Here is a 15,578-nt window from a genome sequence, read left to right on the forward strand (position 1 = left end):
AGTTATTTTCGAGGCAAGGTACTTATGTGTAGACTTGCTCGTTTTTTGCGCAATTAGAGAATCGCAGGAATGAAGCCGTTCGCCTCCCGTTATCTGCTCCTTGTCGCATTTTCCATCCTGTTGGGCGCCTGCCACAGTGCGCCGACGGTCGAAACGCCAGCGCCTGCCGCCGAGCCCACCAGCTTTGAGCTGCTTGAGCAGAATATCGCCAGCAGCGAGCTGGCCACCGCCGAAGACCAGTTGGCTGCCCTGCAGACGCAGATGCCAGACGACCCGCGCATTGAACAGTACCAACGGCGGTTGGCTGAGGCGTACTTGAAGCGCAGCCAGACCGTCCTGCAAAAAGGCGATGTGAATGCGGCAGCCAGCGCATTGAGCCGCGCCCGGGCGCTGATGCCCAAGGCCCCAGCGCTGACCAGCGGCGTCAACGGCGCCATTGCTCAGGCGCGTAAAGCCGAGCTGGAAAAAGCCGAAGCCGAACTGAAAGCAGCGGAAGCCAAACGCATCGCGAAGGTCATCGACCCGACCGCCGAAAGCACGACCATCGAGCTGAAAATCGGCAACATGGTGCAACTTCGCCGCCAACTGGATGCGATCGCGGCGGATGTAACGGCCTTCGATTGCCAGGTCACTCTGCAAGTGCCACGCACCGATGATTACCCGTGGCTTGCCACGCTGCTGACCAAGCGCGTGAATAAGCTCAACCCTGATTTCGAGTTGCAGCTGGAGCGCCAGATCGAGCGTACTCAACCCGCGCACATCGTTCTCAAGCCCGCCAAGTTATGACCCCTATCGCGGGCTAGCCCGCGATAGCGTCAGATCAGAAACAGAACATCTGCCCGGCAAAACCCCACATCAAGCCGGAATAGTCTTGGCCTTCGGCTCACGCGCCCAGACCCGATGCTGAGCTATCGCGGCAAAAAAAGCCTTGAATGCCTTACTGTCCTTGCCAACGAGCAAGCCTTCATCGGCCTCCAGATGCAGCACGCTCAGCAGTTCCTTGGCTTCGTCGTTCAACGCAATTGCCTTGAGGTGTTTGTACGCCTCAAGCAGAAAGTGCAGCGCCACACCGTGGGTACTCAGCGCTTTCACCGATTCAGCACCGCCCGGCACAAATACCGCGTCGAAGGCTATCGACGGCATCCCGTCCATGGAAGCGTCCACGGGTAGGCTCTCGCCGTCTACGGTCGTTATCGGTGCCGACGTCAGACCCAGCAGTTTGGCGTGTGCACCTTCGGCTTCCAGCGCCTTTTTCAGCGCCGAGATGGCAGCACCATCGACGCCGTTGGCTGCAAGAATTGCCACTTTGCGTGAAACGATGTCACCGGACAGCAGGTTCACCTGGCTCAGTGCGGGTGATTCAGTCACGGAGGTCGATTTTTCTGGCAACGTGCCGGCTTTCGGCGCAGGCATTCCGAGGTTTTGCGCCACGCGCGCGGCCAGCTCCAGGTCAATATTGGCCAGAATTTCGTTGACCTGACGGGCGCGAATCCATTCGCGCCCCACCTTGCCCAGCTCAAAACTGTAAGCGGCAATAATGTGTTCTTTCTCGTGGGTGCTCATGCTCCGGAAGAACAGGCGCGCCTGAGAGAAATGGTCAGCGAAGGATTCACTGCGACGACGAACCTTGTGCGCTTCGAGGCGTTCCGGATAGGACTCGAAACCGCCGTCCTGCGGTGATGGCGGCGTTTCTTTCGGCCAGCCACCATCGATGGAGTTGGGCTCGTAAGACGTACGCCCCTTGTCGAGGGTGGTGCGATGTTGCGCGTCGCGTTGCCCGCTGTGGTTGGGTGCAAGTGGACGGTTGATCGGAATCTCATGGAAGTTCGGCCCACCGAGACGGCTGATCTGAGTGTCGGTGTAGGAAAACAGCCGGCCTTGCAGCAGCGGATCATTGGAGAAGTCGATACCCGGCACGATATGCGCAGGGCAGAACGCGACCTGTTCAGTTTCGGCGAAGAAGTTGTCCGGGTTTCGGTTGAGCACCATCTTGCCCAGCGGCGTGACCGGCACTAACTCTTCGGGGATGATCTTGGTCGGATCCAGCAGGTCGAAATCAAACCTGTGTTCGTCCTCTTCCGCGACAATCTGCACGCCAAATTCCCACTCGGGGTAATCGCCGGTTTCAATCGACTCCCAAAGGTCGCGACGGTGGAAATCAGTGTCCTTGCCCGCCAGTTTTTGCGCTTCGTCCCAGAGCAGCGAGCACACGCCAAACTTGGGCTTCCAATGGAATTTGACGAAGCTCGATTTACCTTCGGCGTTGATCAGGCGGAAGGTGTGGATACCGAAACCTTGCATGGTCCGCAGGCTTTTCGGAATGGCCCGGTCGGACATCGTCCAGATCACCATATGCGCCGATTCCGGCACCAGCGAGACGAAATCCCAAAACGTATCGTGCGCTGAGCCGCCAGTCGGTATTTCGTTGTGCGGCTCGGGTTTTACCGCGTGGACGAAGTCCGGAAACTTAATCGCATCCTGAATGAAGAACACCGGCATGTTGTTGCCGACCAGATCGAAGTTGCCTTCTTCGGTGTAAAACTTCACAGCAAAACCCCGTACGTCACGCACCGTATCGCCTGAGCCACGCGGCCCCTGCACAGTGGAAAAACGCACGAACACAGGGGTCTTTTTCTCAGGGTCTTGCAAGAAGCCCGCCTTGGTCAACAGGGCATGACTTTCATAAGTCTGAAAATAACCGTGCGCAGCGGTACCCCGGGCGTGAACGACGCGCTCAGGAATCCGCTCATGGTCAAAATGCGTGATTTTTTCACGCATGATGAAATCTTCAAGCAAAGACGGACCGCGATCACCGACCTTAAGCGTGTTCTGGTTATCGGAAACTTTTACACCCTGATTAGTGCGCAGCGCCTGCTCGGTGGCATCGGAACGGAACTGTTCCAGGCTTTCCAGCTTGGCGTTGGTATTGCCCCGATCCAGGGTGTCGGTGCCCGCCAGTTGGCTGTTTTCGGTTTTGGACGTAGCGCGAGTCGTGGTGTGGGTTATGGTTTTCTTAGTGGCCATCAGACTGAAACTCCTCGGTTGCGGGCGGCCCTGGCGCCAACTCAATCGGCATGGGCTTGATCGGCAAAAACTCTCCTGGCACGGCACTCAGGAAAATCGAGACGCTTAATTTGTGACTGAGCGATAAAACAGCCGTTCCGTGTTTTTCATGACCTTTGGTCTACCCAGCGAACGAGCCCCACGCCATCGCCACCACCGATCTCGTTATTGCCGTTTCGCAGGTTTGTCGTGAAATAAATGCTAAGAACCTCTAACCAGACAGGCTAAAATGCGCGCCCGGCTCATCCAGCCGGTGCCCGTTGGTAGTAAGAACGCCTGAACATCCGGCCGCTTCCTCCACCCTTTTTTACCGCGCCCCCACAAGGTTCGCTACGTGATCGAGTTTCATAACGTCTATAAAACCTATCGGGTTGCCGACCGGGAAATTCCCGCTCTGCACCCCACCAGCCTGCGCGTCGAAGACGGCCAGGTGTTCGGCCTGATTGGCCATTCCGGCGCGGGTAAAAGCACATTGCTGCGCCTGATCAATCGCCTGGAAACCCCGAGTGGCGGTCAGATCATCGTCGACGGCGAAGATGTCACCGCGTTCGACGCCAACGCCTTGCGGGGCTTTCGCCGCCAGGTCGGGATGATATTCCAGCACTTCAATCTGCTGGCCTCCAAGACCGTCGCCGACAACGTTGGCATGCCACTGACCCTGGCCGGCGATATGTCACGCAGCCAGATCGATCAGCGCGTGGCGGAGCTGCTCGAGCGCGTCGGCCTGTCCGACCATGCAAAGAAATACCCGACCCAGCTGTCTGGCGGGCAAAAGCAGCGGGTGGGCATCGCCCGCGCGCTGGCGACCAAACCGAAAATCCTGCTGTGCGACGAAGCCACCAGCGCCCTCGACCCGCAAACCACTGCGTCGGTTCTGCAACTGCTGGCCGAGATCAATCGCGAGCTGAACCTGACCATCGTCCTGATCACCCACGAGATGGACGTGATCCGTCGCGTCTGTGACCACGTCGCGGTGATGGACGCCGGCAAGATCGTCGAGCAGGGTGCGGTGGCCGATGTGTTCCTGCATCCCAAGCACCCGACCACCAAGCGTTTCGTGCAGGAAGACGAGCAGATCGACGAAAGCGAACAACGCGACGACTTTTCCCATGTGCAGGGCCGCATCGTGCGTCTGACGTTCCAGGGTGAAGCCACCTACGCCCCTCTGCTGGGCACCGTCGCCCGGGAAACCGGCGTCGACTACAGCATCCTCGCCGGACGTATAGACCGCATCAAAGACACCCCCTACGGGCAATTGACCCTGGCCATCACCGGTGGCGACATGGAAGCGGCCTTCGCTCGCTTCACTGCCGCGGATGTTCACATGGAGGTGCTGCGCTGATGGATACCCTGATCAATCTGTTTTCCAACGTCGACTGGTACGAAATCTGGGTCGCTATCGGTGACACGCTGATAATGCTCAGCGTTTCCCTGGCCTTTACCGTGCTGCTGGGCCTGCCGCTGGGCGTGTTGATGTTCCTGACCTCGCCGCGCCAGTTACTGGAGAATGATCGTCTGTATTCGGCGGTGGCGTTGATCGTCAACCTGCTGCGGGCGTTGCCTTTCATCATCCTGCTGATCGTGATGATGCCGTTGACCGAACTCCTCACCGGCACCTCGCTCGGCGTCCTCGGTACCTTGCCGCCCTTGATCGCGGGCGCCACACCATTCTTCGCCCGCTTGGTCGAGACCGCCCTGCGGGAAGTGGATAAAGGCATCATCGAAGCGATCCAGGCCATGGGCGCGACGACCCGGCAGATCATCATCAAGGCGCTGTTGCCCGAAGCGCGCCCCGGCATTCTGGCGGCCATTACCGTCACTGCCATCGCGTTGGTGTCGTTCACTGCGATGGCCGGTGCCGTGGGTGCTGGCGGTCTGGGTGACCTGGCCATTCGCTATGGTTATCAGCGCTTCCAGAACGATGTGATGTTCGTCACGGTCGTATTGCTATTGGTACTGGTGCAGATCCTGCAAACCATCGGCGACAAGCTGGTAGCGCACTTCACTCACCGATAGCAACGACAGATGATCACAGTGGCGGGTCGCCGACCCGCCAAGGCCCGACCGGGTGTGGTCACCTCGACAGAGGTGGCCGTTTCAACGGAGTTGATGCATGAAAAAGCTACTCGCCGCATTGGCTGCAGTCGTTGCCTTGAGCGCGCACGCCGACGAAACCTTGACCATCGGCGCCAGTGCCGTGCCGCACGCGGAAATCCTCGAGTTCGTCAAACCGATGCTGGCCAAGGAAGGGGTCGATCTACAGATCAAAGTCTTCAGCGATTACATTCAGCCCAATGTGCAACTCGCGGAAAAAAGCCTCGACGCCAACTTCTTTCAGCATCAGCCGTATCTGGATGAGTTCAACAAGGGCAACGGCGCCGACCTGGTTGCTGTAGCCAAGGTCCATATCGAACCCTTGGGCGCTTATTCAAGCCCGCACAAGACGCTGGACGAGCTGCCCGACGGCGCCAAAGTCGCCCTGCCGAACGACGCCAGCAACGAAGGCCGCGCCTTGTTGCTGTTGGCCAAGACCGGGTTGATCACACTCAAGGATTCGAACAAAATCCTGTCGACGCCAAGTGATATCGCCCAGAACCCTAAAAACCTGGCATTCAGCGAGCTGGAAGCGGCCACGCTGACCCGCGTGCTGACGACCGTCGATTTGGCGCTGATCAACGCCAATTACGCGCGGGCCGTCAGTCTGGACCCCACCAAAGAGGCGTTGGTCATTGAAGGCAGCGATTCGCCTTACGTGAGCATCCTGGTCGCGCGCCCGGACAACAGGGATTCAATTGCCATGCAAAAACTGGTCGTCGCCTTGCATAGCCCGGAACTGAAGCAATTCATTCTGGATAAATACCAGGGCGCGGTCGTTCCGGCGTTCTGATACCGCCGAATAAGACCGCGTCGGGCCATTCGCAGACTTGCAACTACGCGTCCCGCTGCGAAGGCGTCACTTACGCGACAACAAACCCGGCAATTGGGCGACCATTTTCTGGTTGTTCAACGGCGAGCGAATGAACCCACGCTGGGTGCCGTCCGGGCCGAGCAGGGCCAGGTTGCCGCTGTGGTCGACGGTGTAATTGGGCTTGCTGGTGTCGGCAGGAATGAACGGAATGCTCACCGCATTGGCGAGTTTCTGGATGTCGGCGACCGGTGCGGTCAGGCCCTGAAAATCGGGGTCGAAATAACCCAGGTACTGCTTGAGCTGTTGTGGAGTGTCGCGATTGGGGTCGACGCTGACCAGCACGACTTGCAGCTTGCCGACGACGTCTTTAGGCAGTTCGCTTTTTATCTGGCGCAGCTGGGCGAGGGTCGTCGGACAGACGTCCGGGCAGAAGGTATAGCCGAAGAACAGCATCGTCCATTTGCCCTTCAGTTCATTAACAGAAACCGGTTTGCCATCCTGATTGGTCATCTGCAGATCGGGCAGGCTGCGGCTGGTGGGCAGCAGAATGATGCCGGCGTCGATCAGCACCGTTGGATCGCCCTGTCCCCTGCCAGACAATACTTTGTTGACCGTAAGGCCCAGGACCAGCGCCACCAGGGCGACCAGAATAAAAACTGTTTTTTGGATTCGAGTCATAGGTTCAACAATAAGTAGTGGTCGACAAGCAGCGCGATAAACAGCAGGAACAAGTAGTAAATAGAGTACTTGAAGGTGTTGATCGCCGCGTGCGGCTTACTGCCACGGTACAGCACCCAGGACCATTGCAGAAAGCGCGCGCCAAGCCCCAATGCACACAACAGGTACAGCATGCCGCTCATATGGATCACATAGGGCAGCAGACTGACCGCGAGCAGGACGAAGGTGTATAGCAGAATATGCACCTTGGTGTAGTGCTCGCCATGGGTGACCGGCAGCATCGGGATGTCCGCCTTGGCGTATTCCTCCTTGCGATGGATCGCCAGCGCCCAGAAGTGCGGTGGGGTCCAGGCGAAGATGATCAGTACCAGCAGCAGCGGTTCGGCACCGACGTGCCCCGTGGTCGCGACCCAACCCAGCAGCGGCGGCGCGGCACCAGCAAGGCCGCCTATCACGATGTTTTGCGGCGTGGCGCGCTTCAAGAAGCCGGTGTAGATCACTGCATAACCGAGCAACGAGGCCAGCGTCAGCCAGGCGGTCAGCGGGTTGGTAAATGCCAGCAGCAAGGCTTGCCCGGCCACCGCCAGCAGCAAAGCGAAGGTCATGGCCGCAGCAGGTGTCACGCGTCCTTCGGCCAAGGGCCGCTTTTGGGTGCGCGCCATCACCGCATCGATGCGCCGATCCACCACATGATTGACCACTGCCGCCCCGCCTGCGCAAAAAGCGATCCCCATATTGCCGAACAGCAGCACCGTCCACGGCACTCCCGCGCGCGTGGCGAGAAACATGCCGACCAGTGAGGTGATCAGCATCAGCACCACCACTTTGGGTTTGGTCAGTTCAAGGTAGTCACGCCAGATGGCCTGGCTGTGTTGCTCGCGGATTAGAGTAGCCATGGCATCTCTCCTTCTAGTTATTGTTCTTTGCCAGGTTATTTGCTCGGTTGAAGCTGCCCTTGAGCAAGACCCTGTCCCTGAAAGCGGTGTCCGGGCTTTGTTCTGGCCGCCCAGCCGAAGGCTGATCGTGTGCGGTAATTCACCAGGGTCATGGTCAACATCAAGGCCGCACCACCGGCGTTATGAGCCACTGCAATCGGCAGCGGCAGATGGAAGATCACGTTGCTGATACCCAGGCCCACCTGAACCGCGAGGGCCAGCAGCACCCATGTAGCCATGCCTTTGAGGCCGGCACGCTTCAGCTGCCAGGCCAGCGCCAGCAATACCAATGTCACCAATACCGCGCCGAGCCGATGGGTGATGTGAATGGCGGTGCGCGCATCGCTGTCCAGTTGCCCGCCCAGGTAGTTGGGGCCGATGTGCTGTGTAAGGTGAAAGCCGTTGGCGAAATCCGCTTTCGGCCACCATTCGCCATGACAGGTCGGCAGGTCGATACAGGCCACCGCTGCATAGTTGGAGCTGACCCAACCGCCGAGGGCAATTTGCGCGATCACCAGCACCAGCCCCAACGCAGCCAGGCGGCGTAATCGCGCAGGTAGCTGCGGCATGGGGGCAAAGCCGCCGGACAAACGCAGCGTCAGTAAAAACAACAGGCTCAAGGTCGCGACGCCGCCCAACAAATGCGCCGTGACCACCTGCGGCCAGAGTTTGAGGGTCACCGTCCACATACCGAATGCGGCCTGAGCGACCACCACACCGAGCATCAACAGCGGCAACTTCAGCGGCTGCCCGGCTTGATGACGCCGACGCAGGGCCTGCGCCGCCAGCAGCATGATCATCAGCGCCAGCGTGCCTGCAAAGTAGCGGTGGACCATCTCGTTGCGGCCCTTGTGGGCTTCGACCGGAGCATCGGGAAAATGCAGTTCGGCGTGCGCCAGCTGCGCCTCGCTATTGGGCACGCTGATAAAGCCGTAACAGCCCGGCCAGTCAGGACAACCCAGGCCCGCGTGGGTCAGCCGGGTATAGGCACCGAGTAACACCACGACCAGCGCAAGCAGCGTGGCAAGCAAAGCGAGGCGAAATCCAGGTCTGGCCATGACGATGCCCTATCCGATGTTCGACAGTTTCAACAGTTGGCGTAGATCGTTGAGCAGGTCCTTGCCGTTGACCTTGGCGTCGTAACGCAGCACCAGGTTGCCGTGGGGATCGATGATCCAGAGTTGTGGCGTCTCAACGCCGGGTACGGCTTTGTTGTACCGCGACAAATCCAGCGGGTAGCGCTGCAATTTCGGGTATTCGCGTGTGAGCTTCGTCGAGTAATCGGCATCGAGCGGTTGTGCAACGGCCAGCGCGTGGCTGGCGCGAGAGGAGTCCTGGCCCAGACCGATCTGAATCTGCCTCGCCAGATACACCAACTGCTGACAATCCGCCGCGCAGCCCTGCGGCGCACTGACCAACAGTTGCCAGCGCGACTCGTCGGTCTGCACGCCAAGATCGGCGCGGCTTTGACCGTTACCGATCAGCTCACCGTGATAGCTGCGGCTGTCCGGCACCCAGAACTGCAATTTGTACATCCCGGTGGCGAGGATCATGGGTCCGATCGCCACCAGCAGCACAAGAATCAGCTGCAAGCGCCCCCTGCGGCGATGCTGCGGCGGACGTGTTTCAGACATGCTGAGTGGATTCATGGCCGCTCCCATGGTTTTTCTCCTTGGCGTTGTGCAATCCGAAGTATAGATAAAGGCCGAACAGTGCCGCCGCCATGGCAAACCACTGAACGGCATAACCGAGGTGTTTTTCCGGGCCCATCGCCACGACCGGCCAATCGAGCTGATAAGCGGCAACCCCCGGCTCCAGCCGCAGTTCATAGGCAAAACCTTCGCGTCCCAGCTCAGGCCAGAGTTTTGTCGGATCCACCGCCGTAACCAGACGCGGCCACGGGGCGCCGGCCGGATCTGGACTCAATTGGAAGGTTGCACCAGTAGGCACATATACCCAGGCGTTGAGGCTCAAGACCTGATCGGGCGTGGTGAACACGGGTCTCGTGCGCCGATCCGGCCAAGGCAGCCAGCCCCGATTAATCAACAGCCAAAGCCCGCTGGCCAGATCGTGAAAGGGTTGAATCAGCTCGATACCGCCCCTGCCACCTCGGGTGCTGTTATCCAGCATCAGGCTGTGTTCGGCATCGAACTGGCCACGCAATTGCACGCGCCGATAGGCAGGGTCTGCCGTTTGCCCAAGGTGGATGCTGACCATCGGCTCAGCCGCGCGGCGCTCGGCATAGTTGGCCAGCAGCACGCGCTTTTCCTCGCCACGATCAAGCTGCCAGAAACCGAGAAAAATCAGCAGCGGCAACAACAGAAAAACCACCATCGTTGGCGCCAGTCCGGGTCGGAAGCGCTTCATGGCGTGCCCCAATCGCGGGTAGCTATACTGCAATACATCGCCTATACCCCCCGCCCATTTAATCAAGTGCCATGGAGTTTCATCATGCTCAAAGCGGCGATTGTTCTAATGCTGATTGCCACGATGATCAGTCTGTTCAGCGGCCTGTTCTTTCTGGTCAAGGACGAGAGCGGTTCCAACCGGCTGCTGAAGGCATTGACCGTGCGTGTCAGCCTGGCCGCCATCACGGTCGTCCTGATCGCGTGGGGCTTCTACAGCGGCCAACTGGTCTCTCACGTCAATTGGTAAACCCGCCCTCTAAAGCACGTACACAAAGACAAACAGCCCGATCCACACCACGTCGACAAAGTGCCAATACCAACTCGCCGCCTCGAAGCCGAATTGATCCTCGGCATTGAAGTGCCCGCGCATCACCCGCATTAGCATCACGAACAGAATGATTGTGCCGATGGTGACGTGGGCCCCGTGAAAACCGGTGAGCATGAAGAACGTCGCGCCGTAGATGCCTGAACCCAAGGTCAGGCCCAGCTCGTGATAAGCCTCGATATATTCCGAGGCCTGCAACGTCAGGAAGCTCAGGCCGAGCAAGATCGTCAGTGCCAGCCAGATTTTCAAGACACCACGATGGCCTTTTCTCAACGCATGGTGGGCGATGGTCACGGTGACGCTGGAGCTGACCAGCAAGATGGTGTTGATCAGCGGCAGGTGCCACGGATTGATGATTTCCTTGGGCCCCGGGAAAAGTTTCGGGTCCGGGGTATGCAGCATTGGCCAGGCAAACTGGAAGTTCGGCCAGAGCATATGGGCAACACCCTTGGAACCTTCACCTCCGAGCCAGGGGCCAGACAAATTCCGCACATAAAACAGGGCGCCAAAAAAGGCGATAAAGAACATCACTTCGGAAAAGATGAACCAGCTCATGCCCCAGCGGAAACTGCGATCCATCTGCGCGCTGTACAGACCGGAGCGGCCTTCCTTGATCACCGTGCCGAACCAGCCGAACAGCATGTAGGCCAACAGCAGACCGCCGACAAAAAAGATCAGCGGCCCGTGGGATTCGGGTCGGGCAGCCTTCATGTCGTTGAACCAGGTGCCCAGGCCGAACATGGTGGTGAGCATGCCAATCGTGGCAATGATCGGCCATTTGCTTTGCGTGGGGACGTAGTAATGTTCGTGAATTGCCATCTTATTGTTCTCCTTATCGGGCGCTCTGAATCGTTTCAGGTCCTAGCCGCCGTTGCTGGCAACGCGTGCAACCGGTGGCGAGCGAGCGGTGATATCGAACAGCGTGTAAGCGAGAGTCAGTTGTTTCACGTCCTTGGGCAGGTCGCGGTCGAGGATGAAGCGCACCGGCATTTCAATTCGTTCCCCTGGCTGCAGCACTTGCTGGGTGAAGCAAAAACATTCGGTCTTGTGGAAATAAACCGCGACCTCGCCCGGGGAAATACTCGGAATGGCCTGCGCCTTCATCGGCTTGTCGGTCGGGTTATGAGCCACAAACAGCATCTCGTTGACCGCGCCAGGGTGCACCACCAACTCTTCGCCCTTTGGGTAGAAATCCCAAGCCATGTCGGCGTTGTTGCTCGACACAAACTGCACCCGCACCTGACGGCTCTCATCCACAACCTGCGAGCCCTCATATTTACCGCCGCTCTTACCGTTGATGCCGAGCGCTTTGCACATCACGTCGTACATCGGCACCAGAGCAAAACCGAACGCGAACATCACCACCACCAGCAGCAACAGGCGAACTACCAAGCGTTTGAGAGAGCGCGCTTCGTTCATTTCATTTCACTTCTGGCGGTGTCGTGAAGGTGTGATACGGCGCCGGAGAAGGAATACTCCACTCCAGCCCCTCCGCGCCTTCCCACGGTTTGGCCGGCGCAGGCGGGCCACCACGAATGGTTTTGATCACGATGAACAGGAAGAAAATCTGCGTCGCGCCAAAGATGAACGCACCGATGGACGACACCATGTTGAAGTTGGCGAACTGCAGGTTGTAATCCGGAATCCGGCGCGGCATCCCGGCCAGCCCGAGGAAGTGCATAGGAAAGAAAGCCGTGTTCATGCCCACGAACGACAGCCAGAAATGCAGCTTGCCGAGGGTCTCGTCATACATGTGCCCGGTCCATTTCGGCAGCCAGTAATAAGCCGATGCGAAGATCCCGAAGATCGCACCCGGCACCAATACATAGTGGAAGTGGGCGACCACGAAGTAGGTGTCCTGATACTGGAAGTCTGCCGGGGCAATCGCCAGCATCAGCCCGGAAAAGCCACCGATGGTGAACAGAATCACAAACGCCACCGCGAACAGCATGGGCGTCTCGAAGGTCAGCGAGCCTTGCCACATGGTGCTGACCCAGTTGAACACCTTGACCCCGGTGGGTACGGCGATCAGCAAGGTGGCGTACATGAAGAACAGCTCACCCACCAGAGGGATGCCGACCACGAACATGTGGTGCGCCCAGACGATGAACGACAGGAACGCGATGCTCGCTGTGGCGTAGACCATCGAGGTGTAGCCAAACAACGGTTTGCGCGAGAAGGTCGGGATGATCGAACTGACCGCGCCAAAGGCCGGCAAGATCATGATGTACACCTCAGGGTGCCCGAAGAACCAGAACACATGCTGGAACAACACCGGATCGCCGCCGCCTGCAGCGCTGAAGAAACTGGTGCCGAAGTGGATGTCCATCAACATCATGGTCACGCAACCGGCCAGTACCGGCATCACCGCGATCAGCAGGAACGCGGTAATCAGCCAGGTCCAGACGAACAACGGCATTTTCATCAGGGTCATGCCGGGCGCGCGCAGGTTGAGGATGGTGGCGATCACGTTGATCGCGCCCATGATCGAACTGATGCCCATCATGTGAATGGCGAAGATGAAAAACGTCACGCTCGGCGGCGCATAGGTCGTCGACAGCGGGGCGTAAAACGTCCAGCCGAAGTTCGGGCCGCCACCGGACATGAACAGCGTCGACACCAGCAAGATGAAAGCGGCCGGGAGCAGCCAGAAACTGAAGTTGTTCATCCTCGGCAAGGCCATGTCCGGCGCACCGATCATCAACGGGATCATCCAGTTGGCGAGGCCGACGAACGCCGGCATCACGGCCCCGAAGACCATCACCAACCCGTGCATGGTGGTCATCTGGTTGAAGAACGCCGGCTCGACGAGCTGCAGGCCAGGCTGGAACAGCTCGGCGCGAATCACCATGGCGAAAGAGCCGCCCAGCAAAAACATGGTGAAGCTGAACCACAGGTACAACGTGCCAATGTCTTTGTGGTTGGTCGTCAGCACCCAGCGCATCAGGCCTTTTGCGGGGCCGTGAGCGTGGTCAACATGGCCGACGTGGCCTTGTTCATCGATCACTGCACTACTCATGTCCTGTCTCCTGCAAAACGGTGAGCTGCACGCGCCAGAGCGGAACAAGGGGAATACGCAATTGACGGGGTCATTTGCTATCCGCCTGCTTCAGAGCTAGCACTTCTTTCGGGGTGACCATGTCGCCTTTGTTGTTACCCCATGCATTACGCTCGTAGGTAACCACCGCTGCGATATCGACCTCTGAAAGCTGTCTGCCGAATGCCGCCATCGCCGTACCCTGCCGGCCATGGAACACCGTACTCAAGTGAGCTTCCTTGGGCCCGGTGACTGTTTTAGAACCTTTGAGCGCCGGGAACATCGGCGGCAGGCCCTGGCCTTCAGCCTGGTGACAGGCCACACACGTGGTGTGGTAAACCTTGTCGCCTCGGGCGACCAACTCGTCCAGCGTCCAGTCTTTGCTGGTCAGCTCTTTGAGTTTGGCGGTCTCTAGCTTGCGGCCAGCCAGCCAGGTGTCGAAATCGACCTGGGTTTTGGCCTCGACCACAATCGGCATGAAGCCGTGGTCCTTGCCACACAATTCAGAGCATTGGCCGCGGTAGATGCCGGGCTTGTCGACACGGGTCCAGGCTTCGTTGACGAACCCCGGAATGGCGTCGCGTTTGACCGCAAAGGCCGGTACCCACCAGGAGTGGATCACATCGGCGGCGGTCACCAAAAAGCGTATTTTCACACCCACCGGAACCACCAGTGGCTGGTCGACTTCCAGCAGGTAGTTTTCGCCCTTGGCTTCTTTGTTATGAATCTGGTCGGCGGGCGTCGCCAGATTGCTGAAGAACTCGACGTCCTGTCCCAGATACTTGTAATGCCACTTCCACTGATAACCGGTGATCTGAATATCGAGATCAGATTCACTGGTGTCGTACATTCTGATCATCGTCCTGGTCGCCGGAACGGCCATCGCTATCAGGATGAGCAGCGGCACAATCGTCCAGAGAATCTCGACCGTCGTGCTCTCATGAAATTTAGCGGCCACCTGACCTGTGGATCGCCGGTGAACGATCATCGACCAGAACATGGCGCCGAATACCACAACGCCAATCACCACACATATCCAGAAAATGGTCATGTGCAGGTCGAATATTTCGTGACTGACTTCAGTCGCTCCAGGCGCCATATTCACGGTCCAGGCGGCTTGCGCCTGGCTGAATATCGACCACAACAGGAGGCCCATCCAGACATGTGGATGTCGCATCATTGCGGGTTCCCCTTATCGTTCTTCTTATCCCGCCGGCTTTCACCTGCGACCAAGGGAGCGGCGGTCAAGAATGGTGGCTTGACGGCCGGGGCCAAGGCTGCGAATGCAGTCGGGCGTCACCAGCTAATCTTCCTTCAGACCCGAGTATAGACAGCGACTCAGACCTCGCAATGCGATGTAGCAAAACTAGTTAGTTGGCTAAATTGTCGATTTGGGGCTATGTCGGGCGCGAGAAATGTAACGAGAGCGGACACTCTCATATATCTCATTCACATAAATATGAATCTGTTATGACAAATGCGTCTTAGGAAGTTTCATAAGCAAGCTACCGTATGACTTCCTTTTCTTTTTGCCTTGTTTCAGTGCCTTCAGGAGCCTTCATGAACACCGCCGCTTTGCGCGAGCAGATTCAACGTGCGCATCAACACGAGGCCAAGACCCGCCAATTGTCGCGCCAGCTGGAAACTCAATTACCACACCTTCACCCTGCCATTCACCTACCCGAATTGGACGCAAAGGGAGTTTTGACACGTTTCGTTGCAGCTTATATCGAACAGGTTCCAGACTTGCTCGACGCCGCACACGCGGTCGCGCTTGAAGCCGGTATCGAGGATCAAATCAAACCGGTACTGAAGATCGCAGAGCACTTTTTCCTTCAACCACCGACGATCATGGACGGCCACGAGGGCCTGGACAGCCTGTTGGACGAAGCCTATCTGGCCCATCGTCTGGTCGAAGAAGTGAATGACCTCTACATCAAACATTTCGGCCAACCGCTGATTCCATCGAACACCACGGTGGCCAGCGTGATCGCCCACCAGTTGATCGGCGAAACGTTCGCCAACCAACTGGATGAAGCCGTCCATCATGCGGTGGATGAAATGCTCGATGATGAAAGCTTCGCGCTCGATTCCGTCGAAGCCTATCGCGACCGCTTGAGCAGCCCGGATACCGAAGCTGCCTGGAAGCGCTGGCCATGCCTTTCGCGCCAGTTGGGCGTCGGGCTTGATCTAGACCAGACTTACCCCCTCTAACACAACTGCC

16 protein-coding genes are annotated in these 15,578 nt (G+C 58.4%); 6 read left to right on the plus strand and 10 right to left on the minus strand.

The genetic code is table 11. The annotated features are described in order from the left end of the window. Positions 1–69: 69 nt before the first annotated feature. Positions 70–786 carry a PA5502 family lipoprotein gene (locus tag AC1MEE_RS25220; protein ID WP_480412212.1) on the plus strand — a complete coding sequence of 239 codons (717 nt, stop codon included), beginning with the start codon at positions 70–72 and terminating at the stop codon, positions 784–786. Positions 787–855: 69 nt separating this feature from the next. Here AC1MEE_RS25220 and katE read toward each other — a convergent pair whose 3' ends face one another. After that, positions 856–3,024: a catalase HPII gene (katE, locus tag AC1MEE_RS25225; RefSeq protein WP_480412213.1), complete on the minus strand. Its 2,169-nt coding sequence runs from the start codon at positions 3,022–3,024 to the stop codon at positions 856–858. Between the two features lie 373 nt (positions 3,025–3,397). Here katE and AC1MEE_RS25230 point away from each other — a divergent pair, with 373 nt between their 5' ends. The 3 genes from AC1MEE_RS25230 to AC1MEE_RS25240 all read left to right on the plus strand — a co-directional run bounded on the left by AC1MEE_RS25230 (position 3,398) and on the right by AC1MEE_RS25240 (position 5,950). After that, positions 3,398–4,405, plus strand: coding sequence for a methionine ABC transporter ATP-binding protein (locus AC1MEE_RS25230; RefSeq protein ID WP_480412214.1), 1,008 nt, complete (start codon positions 3,398–3,400; stop codon positions 4,403–4,405). Further along, complete coding sequence (locus AC1MEE_RS25235; protein WP_480412215.1) at positions 4,405–5,079, plus strand: methionine ABC transporter permease; 675 nt, start codon at positions 4,405–4,407, stop codon at positions 5,077–5,079. Before AC1MEE_RS25230 ends, AC1MEE_RS25235 begins: the two co-directional genes overlap by 1 nt. Positions 5,080–5,176: 97 nt before the next feature. Continuing rightward, positions 5,177–5,950, plus strand: coding sequence for a MetQ/NlpA family ABC transporter substrate-binding protein (locus tag AC1MEE_RS25240; protein ID WP_480412216.1), 774 nt, complete (start codon positions 5,177–5,179; stop codon positions 5,948–5,950). A 66-nt stretch (positions 5,951–6,016) separates the two neighbouring features. Here the strand turns inward: AC1MEE_RS25240 and AC1MEE_RS25245 are convergent, their stop codons facing one another. Genes AC1MEE_RS25245 through AC1MEE_RS25265 form a run of 5 tightly spaced genes read right to left on the minus strand, consistent with a single transcriptional unit; the run spans position 6,017 to position 9,951 of the window. Then, positions 6,017–6,649, minus strand: coding sequence for an SCO family protein (locus tag AC1MEE_RS25245; RefSeq protein WP_480412217.1), 633 nt, complete (start codon positions 6,647–6,649; stop codon positions 6,017–6,019). After that, positions 6,646–7,545 carry a heme o synthase gene (cyoE, locus tag AC1MEE_RS25250; RefSeq protein ID WP_480412218.1) on the minus strand — a complete coding sequence of 300 codons (900 nt, stop codon included), beginning with the start codon at positions 7,543–7,545 and terminating at the stop codon, positions 6,646–6,648. Before cyoE ends, AC1MEE_RS25245 begins: the two co-directional genes overlap by 4 nt. Before the next feature lie 35 nt (positions 7,546–7,580). Beyond that, on the minus strand, positions 7,581–8,642 hold the full coding sequence (locus AC1MEE_RS25255) for a COX15/CtaA family protein (protein WP_480412219.1): 1,062 nt from the start codon (positions 8,640–8,642) through the stop codon (positions 7,581–7,583). A 9-nt stretch (positions 8,643–8,651) separates the two neighbouring features. Then, positions 8,652–9,245 carry a hypothetical protein gene (locus AC1MEE_RS25260; protein WP_480412220.1) on the minus strand — a complete coding sequence of 198 codons (594 nt, stop codon included), beginning with the start codon at positions 9,243–9,245 and terminating at the stop codon, positions 8,652–8,654. Beyond that, a complete protein-coding gene (locus AC1MEE_RS25265) occupies positions 9,211–9,951 on the minus strand; it encodes an SURF1 family protein (protein WP_480412221.1) in 741 nt (246 codons plus the stop codon). The genes AC1MEE_RS25260 and AC1MEE_RS25265 overlap by 35 nt, the downstream gene beginning before the upstream one ends. A gap of 84 nt (positions 9,952–10,035) precedes the next feature. Between AC1MEE_RS25265 and AC1MEE_RS25270 the strand changes: the two genes are divergently transcribed. Then, positions 10,036–10,239 carry a twin transmembrane helix small protein gene (locus AC1MEE_RS25270; protein WP_480412222.1) on the plus strand — a complete coding sequence of 68 codons (204 nt, stop codon included), beginning with the start codon at positions 10,036–10,038 and terminating at the stop codon, positions 10,237–10,239. 9 nt (positions 10,240–10,248) lie between these two features. Here AC1MEE_RS25270 and AC1MEE_RS25275 read toward each other — a convergent pair whose 3' ends face one another. The 4 genes from AC1MEE_RS25275 to coxB form a co-directional block, all read right to left on the minus strand. After that, on the minus strand, positions 10,249–11,136 hold the full coding sequence (locus tag AC1MEE_RS25275) for a cytochrome c oxidase subunit 3 (RefSeq protein WP_480412223.1): 888 nt from the start codon (positions 11,134–11,136) through the stop codon (positions 10,249–10,251). A 42-nt stretch (positions 11,137–11,178) separates the two neighbouring features. Next, entirely contained in the window at positions 11,179–11,736 is a 558-nt protein-coding gene (locus tag AC1MEE_RS25280) for a cytochrome c oxidase assembly protein (protein ID WP_480412224.1), read from the minus strand. A gap of 1 nt (position 11,737) precedes the next feature. Next, positions 11,738–13,336, minus strand: a complete 1,599-nt coding sequence (gene ctaD / locus AC1MEE_RS25285) for a cytochrome c oxidase subunit I (RefSeq protein ID WP_480412225.1) — start codon at positions 13,334–13,336, stop codon at positions 11,738–11,740. 70 nt (positions 13,337–13,406) lie between these two features. Beyond that, on the minus strand, positions 13,407–14,534 hold the full coding sequence (gene coxB, locus AC1MEE_RS25290) for a cytochrome c oxidase subunit II (RefSeq protein WP_480412226.1): 1,128 nt from the start codon (positions 14,532–14,534) through the stop codon (positions 13,407–13,409). Between the two features lie 380 nt (positions 14,535–14,914). Here coxB and AC1MEE_RS25295 point away from each other — a divergent pair, with 380 nt between their 5' ends. Further along, positions 14,915–15,568, plus strand: a complete 654-nt coding sequence (locus tag AC1MEE_RS25295; protein WP_480412227.1) for a hypothetical protein — start codon at positions 14,915–14,917, stop codon at positions 15,566–15,568. Positions 15,569–15,578: the final 10 nt, after the last annotated feature.

Source organism: Pseudomonas sp. ASL3, from assembly GCF_056680425.1.

Bases quoted from the DNA above. Each gene is read 5' to 3' on its own strand.
- AC1MEE_RS25220 (WP_480412212.1), top strand. From the start codon at position 70: ATGAAGCCGTTCGCCTCCCGTTATCTGCTCCTTGTCGCATTTTCCATC.
- katE (WP_480412213.1), bottom strand. From the start codon at position 3,024: ATGGCCACTAAGAAAACCATAACCCACACCACGACTCGCGCTACGTCC.
- AC1MEE_RS25235 (WP_480412215.1), top strand. From the start codon at position 4,405: ATGGATACCCTGATCAATCTGTTTTCCAACGTCGACTGGTACGAAATC.
- AC1MEE_RS25240 (WP_480412216.1), top strand. From the start codon at position 5,177: ATGAAAAAGCTACTCGCCGCATTGGCTGCAGTCGTTGCCTTGAGCGCG.
- AC1MEE_RS25245 (WP_480412217.1), bottom strand. From the start codon at position 6,649: ATGACTCGAATCCAAAAAACAGTTTTTATTCTGGTCGCCCTGGTGGCG.
- cyoE (WP_480412218.1), bottom strand. From the start codon at position 7,545: ATGGCTACTCTAATCCGCGAGCAACACAGCCAGGCCATCTGGCGTGAC.
- AC1MEE_RS25255 (WP_480412219.1), bottom strand. From the start codon at position 8,642: ATGGCCAGACCTGGATTTCGCCTCGCTTTGCTTGCCACGCTGCTTGCG.
- AC1MEE_RS25260 (WP_480412220.1), bottom strand. From the start codon at position 9,245: ATGGGAGCGGCCATGAATCCACTCAGCATGTCTGAAACACGTCCGCCG.
- AC1MEE_RS25265 (WP_480412221.1), bottom strand. From the start codon at position 9,951: ATGAAGCGCTTCCGACCCGGACTGGCGCCAACGATGGTGGTTTTTCTG.
- AC1MEE_RS25270 (WP_480412222.1), top strand. From the start codon at position 10,036: ATGCTCAAAGCGGCGATTGTTCTAATGCTGATTGCCACGATGATCAGT.
- AC1MEE_RS25275 (WP_480412223.1), bottom strand. From the start codon at position 11,136: ATGGCAATTCACGAACATTACTACGTCCCCACGCAAAGCAAATGGCCG.
- AC1MEE_RS25280 (WP_480412224.1), bottom strand. From the start codon at position 11,736: ATGAACGAAGCGCGCTCTCTCAAACGCTTGGTAGTTCGCCTGTTGCTG.
- ctaD (WP_480412225.1), bottom strand. From the start codon at position 13,336: ATGAGTAGTGCAGTGATCGATGAACAAGGCCACGTCGGCCATGTTGAC.
- coxB (WP_480412226.1), bottom strand. From the start codon at position 14,534: ATGATGCGACATCCACATGTCTGGATGGGCCTCCTGTTGTGGTCGATA.
- AC1MEE_RS25295 (WP_480412227.1), top strand. From the start codon at position 14,915: ATGAACACCGCCGCTTTGCGCGAGCAGATTCAACGTGCGCATCAACAC.